The organism is Ruegeria sp. BB6 (genome assembly GCF_056539385.1).
The window spans coordinates 271,001-280,972 of sequence record NZ_JBQFUW010000006.1; the positions used below are offsets into that span (position 1 = coordinate 271,001).

General features: G+C 57.8%; 10 protein-coding genes and 1 tRNA gene. 5 read left to right on the plus strand and 6 right to left on the minus strand.

The window, feature by feature from the left end; all coding sequences use genetic code 11:
• Nucleotides 1-7 precede the first annotated feature (7 nt).
• Together ykgO and ACR0B7_RS15525 are read right to left on the minus strand one after the other, a co-directional pair.
• A complete protein-coding gene (gene ykgO / locus ACR0B7_RS15520; RefSeq protein ID WP_008755722.1) occupies nucleotides 8-133 on the minus strand; it encodes a type B 50S ribosomal protein L36 in 126 nt (41 codons plus the stop codon).
• 90 nt (nucleotides 134-223) lie between these two features.
• A tRNA-Val gene (locus tag ACR0B7_RS15525) sits at nucleotides 224-298 on the minus strand.
• A 147-nt stretch (nucleotides 299-445) separates the two neighbouring features.
• Here ACR0B7_RS15525 and ACR0B7_RS15530 point away from each other — a divergent pair.
• Nucleotides 446-1,306, plus strand: a complete 861-nt coding sequence (locus tag ACR0B7_RS15530; protein WP_170486412.1) for an N-formylglutamate amidohydrolase — start codon at nucleotides 446-448, stop codon at nucleotides 1,304-1,306.
• A gap of 2 nt (nucleotides 1,307-1,308) precedes the next feature.
• On the opposite strand, the gene ACR0B7_RS15535 is transcribed toward ACR0B7_RS15530, so the two are convergent.
• Both ACR0B7_RS15535 and pyrF read right to left on the minus strand, forming a co-directional pair.
• Nucleotides 1,309-2,562: a DNA polymerase IV gene (locus tag ACR0B7_RS15535; RefSeq protein WP_170486411.1), complete on the minus strand. Its 1,254-nt coding sequence runs from the start codon at nucleotides 2,560-2,562 to the stop codon at nucleotides 1,309-1,311.
• A gap of 359 nt (nucleotides 2,563-2,921) precedes the next feature.
• Nucleotides 2,922-3,626, minus strand: coding sequence for an orotidine-5'-phosphate decarboxylase (gene pyrF / locus ACR0B7_RS15540; RefSeq protein WP_170568058.1), 705 nt, complete (start codon nucleotides 3,624-3,626; stop codon nucleotides 2,922-2,924).
• Nucleotides 3,627-3,767: 141 nt separating this feature from the next.
• Between pyrF and ACR0B7_RS15545 the strand changes: the two genes are divergently transcribed.
• Nucleotides 3,768-4,100, plus strand: coding sequence for a hypothetical protein (locus ACR0B7_RS15545; RefSeq protein ID WP_480681929.1), 333 nt, complete (start codon nucleotides 3,768-3,770; stop codon nucleotides 4,098-4,100).
• A 127-nt stretch (nucleotides 4,101-4,227) separates the two neighbouring features.
• A complete protein-coding gene (gene clpB / locus ACR0B7_RS15550; protein WP_170486409.1) occupies nucleotides 4,228-6,846 on the plus strand; it encodes an ATP-dependent chaperone ClpB in 2,619 nt (872 codons plus the stop codon).
• Nucleotides 6,847-6,888: 42 nt separating this feature from the next.
• Here the strand turns inward: clpB and ACR0B7_RS15555 are convergent, their stop codons facing one another.
• Nucleotides 6,889-7,422, minus strand: coding sequence for a hypothetical protein (locus ACR0B7_RS15555; protein WP_170486408.1), 534 nt, complete (start codon nucleotides 7,420-7,422; stop codon nucleotides 6,889-6,891).
• A gap of 288 nt (nucleotides 7,423-7,710) precedes the next feature.
• On the minus strand, nucleotides 7,711-7,902 hold the full coding sequence (locus ACR0B7_RS15560; protein WP_170390062.1) for a hypothetical protein: 192 nt from the start codon (nucleotides 7,900-7,902) through the stop codon (nucleotides 7,711-7,713).
• Nucleotides 7,903-8,207: 305 nt separating this feature from the next.
• Here ACR0B7_RS15560 and msrP point away from each other — a divergent pair, with 305 nt between their 5' ends.
• Both msrP and msrQ read left to right on the plus strand, forming a co-directional pair.
• Entirely contained in the window at nucleotides 8,208-9,110 is a 903-nt protein-coding gene (msrP, locus tag ACR0B7_RS15565; protein WP_170570812.1) for a protein-methionine-sulfoxide reductase catalytic subunit MsrP, read from the plus strand.
• A gap of 4 nt (nucleotides 9,111-9,114) precedes the next feature.
• A complete protein-coding gene (msrQ, locus tag ACR0B7_RS15570; RefSeq protein ID WP_170486406.1) occupies nucleotides 9,115-9,729 on the plus strand; it encodes a protein-methionine-sulfoxide reductase heme-binding subunit MsrQ in 615 nt (204 codons plus the stop codon).
• Nucleotides 9,730-9,972: the final 243 nt, after the last annotated feature.

Genomic DNA, 9,972 nt, shown 5'->3' on the forward strand with positions numbered 1-9,972 from the left:
GCGGTTCTTAGCCCTGGCGAGCTTTGAACTTGCGCTGCGTCTTGTTGATCACGTAGACGCGGCCTTTGCGACGCACAATCCGGCAATCACGGTGCCGGTTCTTGAGCGAGCGGAGCGAGTTCTTGACCTTCATGGGTCTGTCTCCAATCTGCGGCGCCTTCATCAAAGACGTGGCCAGCGCCTGGGTTAGCGGGTGCCCCGGTTGCCCGGAACAGTGAAACGATGGTGGGCGGTACAAGGATCGAACTTGTGACCCCTTCGATGTCAACGAAGTGCTCTACCGCTGAGCTAACCGCCCACTTACCTTTGCGTGCCCTGCCCCATAACGAAATGGGGCGCGGAACCCCGCGCCGGTAGCGGGGTCTATAAAAGGAGTCGCAAAGGGGTTCAAGGGGTTTGGAAGAACTATTTTCCGGTCTATGTTGGACGCGAACAAGGAGTCGTTATGCAGAACACCGCCTATGTATTGGATTTGCCCGCCAAGCGCACGTCTTGTGTTGTGTATTCCTCTCCTCATAGCGGTCGGAATTACCCGCAATCGTTGCTGCAACGAACTGTTCTGAGCCGCGATGTGATTCGATCTTCGGAAGATGCCTTTGTGGATCAGTTGTTTTCGCCTGCTGCCGAATATGGCGCGCCGCTGATTTCAGCGACGAAACCCCGCGCCTATCTGGACCTCAACCGCAGTGCCGAGGAACTGGACCCGGCTTTGATCGAAGGCGCGCGCCGTCAGGGTCACAACCCTCGGGTGGCGTCGGGGTTGGGAGTGATTCCGCGGGTCGTTGCCAATGGCCGTGCGATTTATCGCGGTAAGCTGACGATGGACGAAGCGCGTCTGCGTATCGACACCTGCTGGCGGCCTTATCACGCGCGTCTGAAGTCCTTGTTAAAGGAATCGTTGGATTCGTTCGGGCAGGCGATTCTGGTTGATTGTCATTCGATGCCGCATGAGGCGGTTGCAATGGCCGGATCAAGTGGCACCCGGCGACCACAGATTGTGTTGGGCGACCGGTTTGGAGCCTCAGCCTCGCCCGAGATCGTAGATCGGATCGAGGCGGCGTTTGTCGCTGCCGGGTTGACGGTCGCTCGGAACGCGCCATTTGCGGGGGCTTATGTGACGCAGACATATGGGCGGCCCGGACGCAATCAGCATGCAGTCCAGATTGAGATCGACCGTTCGCTTTATATGGACGAAACCCGGATCGCGCCAAATGCCAATTTCGCCCCGTTCCGGGACACCCTGCGGCAGGTCATCATGGATATCTCACAGATCGGCGATGAGTCTTTGCGGCTGGCCGCAGAGTAACGTCACCGCAAGGCACGACCCTTGACGATGGCGTCGGTTCCGAAACGGCGTCGGATTTCATCCGTGGCGCGTTCCGCTTGCGACCGCTGGGTGGCGTTGGGGTCCAGCAAGTCCCCCGAAATGTCGGCCTGATCTTCTGAACAAAGATCGGAGATGCCACAACCCAACAGGCGGTATGGGCCCTGATCCCCTACCTGATCGAACAACCCACGAGCCGTGCGGTAAATACGATCCGCGATCTGGGTTGCATCTCGCAGCGACACGCGCCGGGTTAGTACTTTGTGGTCGGCTTTTTTCAGCTTCAGGGTCACGACTCGCCCCGCCAAACCTTTGGCCTTGGCCCGGTCAGCCACTTTTTCCGCCATGCGCCACAGGTGGCCATCGAGGATGTCCAAGTTGGCTGTATCTTCAAAGAACGTGGTTTCGTTGCTGATGGATTTCATCGGCTCGTGCGCGGAAACGCGGCGCTTGTCCTGTCCGCGCGCCAGATGCCAAAGCCGATAGCCCATTGATCCGAACCGCGCGGTCAGAGCCTCTTGATCCCAGCGCAACAGGTCGGAAAATGTGCGGATACCGGCACGATCCAGCGACTCCTGTGCGGCAGGGCCGATGCCCCAGATCAGGCGGACGGGCTTTTCATGTAGGAAAGATGCCGTTTCTGCCTGTCCGATCACCGAAAACCCGCGTGGTTTATCCAAGTCCGACGCAACCTTCGCCAGGAACTTGTTATGCGACAGCCCGATCGAGCCTGTGACGCCCAGCTCGTCCTTCATACGCTTTACAAGTCCGGCCAGCATGACAGCGGGCGGCGCACCGTGCAGGCGTTCGGTGCCAGACAGGTCCATGAACGCCTCGTCCAGAGACAGGGGTTCGATCACGGGGGTCAGTTCATCCATCATGGCGCGTATCTCGCGCGAGACCTCGGCATAAACTGACATGCGTGGTTTGATCACGACGGCGTCCGGGCAGAGTTGCAGCGCCTTGAACATCGGCATCGCTGACCGCACCCCTCGGATGCGGGCAACATAGCACGCGGTTGAGACGACGCCACGTTTGCCTCCGCCAATGATCACCGGCTTATCCGCGAGTTCCGGGTTGTCCCTTTTTTCGACCGAGGCATAAAACGCGTCGCAATCCATATGCGCGATCGACAGGTCAAACAGTTCGGGATGCGACTTGATCCGGGGGCTGCCACAGTCACCGCATCGGCGTGCATCCGAGGATATGGACAGGCAATCGCGGCAAAAGCCGGGCATCAGAACGGTTCCGTACTGCGGGTGTTTGTTTCGGGAAGCCCCTTATACCACGCTGCCAAGCCGGGCAAAGTACCGACGATTGCGTTCGGGCCATTCAGTCCAAAAGAAGACCCCCCGCAAGTGGGCGGGGGGAGGTGACGGACCTCAGGAAGATACGGTCCGCGGGGAGTATCACGACCTTAGAATCGCTCAAAACCCCGCATTTCGATAGGACCTAGGTCACATAGCCAAATCTCGTATTTTTCATGTGTGTTTTCGGGCACAGGGACGATTTGGCGCGGATTTTGGAAAAAGCGACGTGAGGTCAACCGGTTGGCCTGTGTTTTGTGGTGATTTCCAACCGATTCCCGATACCGCGACTAATGCTGAGCCAAAGAATTTAACTCAGCAAGAACTGCCTCGGCGGCCGCTTTCGGATCTTCTGCCTGATAGATTGGGCGTCCGACTACGATGTGATCGGCGCCGTCTCCGATTGCGCTGGCAGGGGTCGCGACACGCTTTTGATCGCCCAAAGCGGCCCCGGTCGGGCGAACGCCGGGGGTGACGATCAGGCGACCTTCGGCCTGTGGCAAAGCACGGATCAGCGCGGCCTCTTGCGGGCTGGCAATGACGCCATCTGCCCCGGCCTCAAGTGCGCGGGCGGCACGCTCAACAACCAGTTCCTGCACGTCGCCCTCTTTCAGCAGGCTTGCATCCAGATCATCGCGGTTCAGCGACGTTAGGATCGTGACCGCAAGGATTTTCAAGTCTTTGCCCGAAGCACCTTCTTTCGCGGCGCGCACCACATGTGGATCGCCATGCACTGTCAGGAAATCCAGATCGAACTGCGCCAGCCCTCGCACAGCGTTTTCGACCGTATTGCCGATGTCGAACAGTTTCATGTCCAGAAAGATGCGTTTGCCGTGATCTTGTTTGAGTTCATTGGCCAAAGCCAGCCCGCCGCCGGTCAGCATACCCAGACCGATCTTGTAGAAGGAGACGCTGTCGCCAAGCCGCTCGGCCATGGCCAGCCCCTGCAGGGCATTGGGGACATCTAGGGCTACGATCAGGCGGTCGTCGGACATTGGGCGCTCCTTTTTGGCAAACGTCTGCGTGGTAACGGGTTTGGGTGTCTGTGTCCATGCAGGACTGCCGTGTGATTCAGATCACGGCGCTGGGCGCTCATCGTGTTATCATGCGCGTGGATTGCACGGATGGAATTTGAAATGGGACAGATGGTAAGGACTGTATTTGTGTGTGGTCTGGCGCTGGCAGCGGCAGGGTGTCAGGATATGCCGCTGGAAACCGAAGCCGCCGACACGGTCGTCAGATCACCGACCAACGACAACCTGCGGCTTGTGCGGGGATATCGCTCGACCGACGACGACTGTCAGGTCACCGGCGAAACGGCCTTTACGGTCAATTTTCTGGACGATTCAGCAGACCTTGTATCTTGCCCGACAGGGAGCGACGCGGCGCAATCTCTGGTCGAGATGTATGGCGCACGAGAGGTGGCGAAAACCGGAGGCTATACGGTTTATACGGTGCCGCGCAGATAGGGCCGGAATCTGCAGCTCGGCCTCTTGAACCGGGTAAGATATTTCCCAGATTGAATGTGAGGCTCTGACCGACGCGTGCCGCAAAGCGGGCGCATCAAAACAGGGCGCTTGAGAAAAGGAGAATAACATGGACTTGAACAAGTTCACCGAGCGGGCACGGGGTTTCGTGCAGGCAGCGCAGACAATCGCAATGCGCGAAGAGCATCAAAGACTGACGCCCGAGCATTTACTCAAAGCATTAATGGATGACGATCAGGGGCTGGCCAGCAACCTGATTTCACGCGCAGGCGGTGCGCCCAGCCGCGTTGTCAACGCGCTGGATGCTTCAATGGCCAAGATTCCGAAAGTCAGCGGGGATGCGGGTCAGGTCTATCTGGACGGGCAAACCGCCAAGGTTCTGGATGAGGCTGAGAAGATCGCGACCAAAGCTGGCGATAGCTTCGTGCCGGTTGAACGCATTCTAATGGCGTTGTGCATGGTAAAATCCAAAGCCAAGGACGCTTTGGAAGATGGCGCTGTGACTGCACAGAAGCTGAATGAGGCGATCAACGACATCCGAAAGGGGCGCACGGCTGATACTGCGTCGGCCGAGGAAGGTTATGACGCGCTCAAGAAATACGCGCGCGACCTGACCGAAGCCGCGGCTGAAGGCAAGATTGACCCGATTATCGGACGCGACGAGGAAATCCGCCGCTCGATGCAGGTTCTGTCGCGCCGGACCAAGAACAACCCGGTTCTGATCGGGGAACCCGGCGTCGGTAAAACCGCGATTGCCGAGGGCATGGCCCTGCGCATCGTAAATGGCGACGTGCCGGAATCGTTGAAGGACAAGAAGCTGCTTGCGCTGGACATGGGTGCGCTGATTGCCGGTGCGAAATACCGTGGCGAGTTCGAGGAACGCCTCAAAGCGGTTTTGACCGAAGTAACCGAGGCCGCCGGTGAGATCATCCTGTTCATCGATGAAATGCACACGCTGGTCGGCGCGGGTAAGTCCGATGGCGCGATGGATGCGGCAAACCTGATCAAGCCTGCGCTTGCACGGGGTGAGTTGCATTGTATCGGTGCGACCACGCTGGACGAGTACCGCAAATATGTCGAAAAAGACGCGGCTCTTGCACGCCGGTTCCAGCCCGTGATGGTCACTGAACCAACGGTCGAGGACACGATCAGCATCCTGCGTGGCATCAAGGAAAAGTACGAACTGCACCACGGCGTGCGCATCTCGGATTCGGCACTGGTCTCGGCGGCGACCCTGTCGCATCGCTATATCACCGACCGTTTCCTGCCCGACAAAGCCATCGACCTTGTTGATGAAGCCGCGTCGCGGTTGCGGATGGAGGTGGACAGCAAGCCCGAGGAACTTGATCAGTTGGATCGCCAGATCCTGCAGATGCAGATCGAGGAAGAGGCGCTGAAGCTGGAAGATGACGCGGCCTCCAAGGATCGACTGGAGACCTTGCAAAAAGATCTGGCCGATCTGCAGGAGAAATCCGCCGAGATGACCGCTCAGTGGCAGGCTGAACGCGACAAGCTGGCCGGTGCGCGTGATCTGAAAGAACAGCTCGACAAGGCGCGGGCTGATCTTGAGATCGCCAAGCGCGAAGGCAATCTGGCAAAGGCGGGTGAGCTGTCCTATGGCGTCATCCCCGAGCTGGAGAAAAAGCTGACCGAGGCAGAAAACGCCGAAAGCAACGCCATGATGGCCGAGGAAACGGTGCGCCCGGAACAGATCGCCAGCGTTGTCGAGCGTTGGACGGGTATCCCGACCTCGAAAATGCTGGAAGGCGAGCGTGAGAAGCTGCTGCGGATGGAAGACGATCTGCACTCCCGCGTGATTGGTCAGGATGCGGCAGTGACCGCCGTCGCCAACGCCGTGCGCCGCGCGCGTGCCGGGCTGAATGACGAGAATCGGCCATTGGGCTCGTTCCTGTTCCTCGGGCCAACTGGCGTGGGTAAGACCGAACTGACCAAGGCTGTGGCGAACTTTCTGTTCGACGACGACAACGCGATGGTGCGCATCGACATGTCCGAGTTCATGGAGAAACACGCGGTCGCCCGTCTGATCGGTGCCCCTCCGGGCTATGTCGGATATGACGAAGGCGGTGTGCTAACCGAAGCCGTGCGCCGCAGACCCTATCAGGTCGTGCTGTTTGACGAGGTCGAAAAGGCGCACCCGGACGTGTTTAACGTGCTGTTGCAGGTTCTGGACGATGGTGTGCTGACCGATGGTCAGGGTCGCACGGTGGACTTCAAGCAGACGCTGATCATCCTGACGTCGAACCTTGGTTCACAGGCGCTGAGCCAACTGCCCGAAGGTGCCGACAGTGCGCAGGCGCGGCGGGATGTGATGGACGCGGTCCGGGCGCATTTCCGGCCCGAATTCCTGAACCGTCTGGACGAGACCATCATCTTTGATCGGCTCAAGCGGGGCGACATGGATGGCATCGTCGATATCCAGATGGCGCGTCTGCAAAAACGTCTGGCTGCCCGCAAGATCGAGCTGGCCCTGGACGATGGTGCCAAGGAATGGCTGGCCAACGAAGGCTATGACCCGGTCTTTGGTGCGCGCCCGTTGAAGCGTGTGATCCAACGCGCGTTGCAGAACCCGCTGGCCGAAGCTCTGTTGGCTGGTGAGATCAAGGATGGTGAGACCGTGCCTGTATCTGCCGGTGCCGAAGGGTTGATCATCGGTGACCGATTGGGCACGTCCGATCGCCCGCGCCCGGATGATGCCGTAGTGCATTGATCCACGTATAGTGAACGGGAAACCCGCCAAATGGCGGGTTTCTCATGCCGGGTTGACGAAGCCTTCGTTCAAATAGCCGGTGACAACGTCCATCAGGCCTTTGGCTTTTTCTATTTCAAACTCGGTCGTGAACCTCAGCTTTATAATGCAGTTGTCCACGACCCCGATCGCCAGAAGTTCAGAAAACCCATCAGATGTCCGCGCTTCGGCCCGCAGCGGTAATTGCTGCGCAGTGTCTTGTATCTGATAGGCGCTGATCTCGCCCAGTTCGACCCCTCGGTTATTGGTAGACGCGGTGATGTCCCCAAGGGCTTGGTGAAAACTGTCCAGTGCCATTTCCGGCGGGATGACCTGTTGCTCATGGTCATAGAGGAAGATGGTCAGCTGGGATGTCGTGTCCGCAAATGTTATCGAGTATCCGAGGCCGGGAAAATCGTCTTCGTAACTGTAGGAATCGACCAGGTTCAGATCGCTCAGGATCAGAGGCGTTTGAGCATACAGGTTCTGGCAGGACTGGAGGTCCGCCAGCGCAGGGCTACCCAGCAGCGTGCTGCAAAGGGCGAGAATTCTAAGCATAGGGTGATGACTCTTATTTAGGGTACAAATCTTCGCGTTCATACCTGCCGACCATGTAAGGCAGAAATTTGACGAAAGACGCAGTGTGCCCGTTCTGTCCCGCTGGCCAAGCGTGTTTTCGGCGAAGGTCTGACTACTGCAACCAGCCTGACGCCCTGCCAGATGTCCAAAGGCGAATGCGCCGTGCTTTTTTAAAAGGAGCGAACGGAAAACCCGCCAGACTCTGGCGGGTTCGTTCTTGAATGACGCCGGAGTCTTCGCAGCCCCAGCGCATTTGATCACAAGACGTCAAGCGCCGGTCGGCAACGCGTTCAGGTCTTGCGCGTTGTTTTGATCCAGATCGGTGTCTTCACCGATTTCTTCGCAGGTCACCGGAAAGGTCTCGTCCGCGTCACAACCCGTGATTGGGTAGGTTTCTTTCTCGGCGCACGCCGCGATAAACAGAACCAACGACAGGCCCGCAGCCAGTTTCGATTTCATAATTCGTCCTTTCCGATCATATTGTCGTCTTTTTCCTCGGCGCTATCCACGCGGCCAAAAACCATTGGCCGTATTCTCCGTCCCTTGCGCCTTTGAAAACTTAACCTCGGGAACTGTGCGCTGCCTAGCGCCAATATCAAGGGTGACGCAGGGTCCACTTTGTTAGGAGGCGTCGGTTACAGGGAAATATCGTCGGGTGCGTGTTTCGTTACAGTCTCTTCTCCCAATCGTGACGCAAGTTGCTTTGGTCCTGTGGTAAGAGCGAACTATCTGAACCCCAAGGCTGACCAAGTACGGAGACATTGATGGCGCACCGGTGGACCAACACATTGACACAGGCTGATGTCACGCCGCGGAGCGCGTTCTTGAACCGCCGTCAGGTTATGGCGGGGCTGGCAGGGATCGGGCTGGCAGGGATGTCGCGCGCGGCTGCGGCCGAAGGTGCGCTTGATCCGAATACGTGGGAAGAGATCACCTCGTACAACAACTATTATGAGTTCGGAACGCGAAAGGACGATCCGGCCAAATACGCTCATATGCTGGTGACCGAACCCTGGAGCATCAAAATCGACGGTCTGGTGGACAGACCGGGCGAGTATGATTTCAAGGACGTGATGTCCGAGATGACCGTGGAGGAGCGCATCTACCGGTTTCGCTGTGTCGAGGCCTGGTCGATGGTCATACCGTGGAACGGGTTCGAGCTGGCGGACTTGTTGAACATGGCGGGTGTTCAGGAAGGCGCCAAGTACGTCGCGTTTGAAACGGCCTATCGGCCCGACGAAATGCCGGGTGTTCAATACCCGGTTCTGGAGTGGCCGTATCGCGAAGGTCTGCGGTTGGACGAAGCCATGCACCCGCTGACAATAATGGCGACCGGGATTTACGATCGCCCGATCCCGAACCAGAATGGGGCTCCGCTGCGTTTGGTTGTTCCGTGGAAATACGGTTTCAAGTCCATCAAGTCGATCGTCCGCATCACTCTGACGGATGTGGAACCCCCGACCAGTTGGAATATGGCCAGCCCGCGTGAATATGGCTTTTACAGCAATGTGAATCCAACCGTTGATCATCCACGTTGGTCGCAGGCTTCGGAACGCCAGATCGGCGGAGGGCTATTCGCCAAGCGCGTCCCCACATTGATGTTCAATGGTTATGAGTCCGAAGTCGCGAGCCTTTACGACGGCATGGACCTGTCGTCATACTATTGAGCGCATGCAAACCTTGAACTCGATACTTCGCCGGATCCCAGTATGGGCCATCTACCTTTTGGGTGGGCTTCCTGCGCCCTGGCTGTTCTATCAGGGTTTGACCGGCGGCTTGGGCGTTGACCCCATTGAGGCGTTAGAGCACAGATACGGAGAGTTGGCGCTGCAGCTATTGATTGTTGTATTGGCGATTTCTCCTGCTCGACGACTTCTTGGGTTGAATCTGCTGAAATTCCGGCGCGCCCTTGGTGTGCTGACGTTTGCCTATGTCAGTATGCACCTGTTGGTTTGGCTGGTTCTGGATGTTCAGGTGCCCAGCCAGATCTGGGCCGATATTGTAAAGCGTCCTTATATAACGGTGGGTATGGCGGCTTTCGTCTTGATGCTGCCACTGGCGGTGACGTCGAACAATCTGTCTGTGCGGCGACTAGGTGCACGTTGGCGAAGTCTCCAGCGTCTGGTTTATCCGGCGGCGATCTTGGGGGGGCTGCATTATGTCATGCTGGCGAAGGGCTTTCAGATCGAGCCGGTGATATACCTGTCCCTGATTGTAGGTCTGCTCGTGTTGCGCCTGTCCGTTTCAAACCCCCTGAATCGATTCCGAGGTGCCGATTCCGCCTGACTCGCGCCTGAGTCTGTGGGGAACCCTGTGCAAAAGCCGATTCCTTGGCTCTGCTGCCGTGGCGATCTAGGGGAATTGACATTTAGTTTTTAGCCAGCTCGTTGTTTTTATTCAATAAAGTGGAATTATTTAGTTTTTTATCGGTTTCTCGAATTTTCCACTTGCGGTGCAATGTTGTTATCCTTAGAACCCCCTTCACCGGCGCTGGTGAGGCGCTGGGACGCGGCGGAAGCGGCGGAGACG

Bases quoted from the DNA above. Each gene is read 5' to 3' on its own strand.
- ACR0B7_RS15560 (WP_170390062.1), bottom strand. From the start codon at position 7,902: ATGAAATCGAAACTGGCTGCGGGCCTGTCGTTGGTTCTGTTTATCGCG.
- msrP (WP_170570812.1), top strand. From the start codon at position 8,208: ATGGCGCACCGGTGGACCAACACATTGACACAGGCTGATGTCACGCCG.
- ykgO (WP_008755722.1), bottom strand. From the start codon at position 133: ATGAAGGTCAAGAACTCGCTCCGCTCGCTCAAGAACCGGCACCGTGAT.
- ACR0B7_RS15535 (WP_170486411.1), bottom strand. From the start codon at position 2,562: ATGCCCGGCTTTTGCCGCGATTGCCTGTCCATATCCTCGGATGCACGC.
- msrQ (WP_170486406.1), top strand. From the start codon at position 9,115: ATGCAAACCTTGAACTCGATACTTCGCCGGATCCCAGTATGGGCCATC.
- pyrF (WP_170568058.1), bottom strand. From the start codon at position 3,626: ATGTCCGACGACCGCCTGATCGTAGCCCTAGATGTCCCCAATGCCCTG.
- clpB (WP_170486409.1), top strand. From the start codon at position 4,228: ATGGACTTGAACAAGTTCACCGAGCGGGCACGGGGTTTCGTGCAGGCA.
- ACR0B7_RS15555 (WP_170486408.1), bottom strand. From the start codon at position 7,422: ATGCTTAGAATTCTCGCCCTTTGCAGCACGCTGCTGGGTAGCCCTGCG.
- ACR0B7_RS15545 (WP_480681929.1), top strand. From the start codon at position 3,768: ATGGGACAGATGGTAAGGACTGTATTTGTGTGTGGTCTGGCGCTGGCA.
- ACR0B7_RS15530 (WP_170486412.1), top strand. From the start codon at position 446: ATGCAGAACACCGCCTATGTATTGGATTTGCCCGCCAAGCGCACGTCT.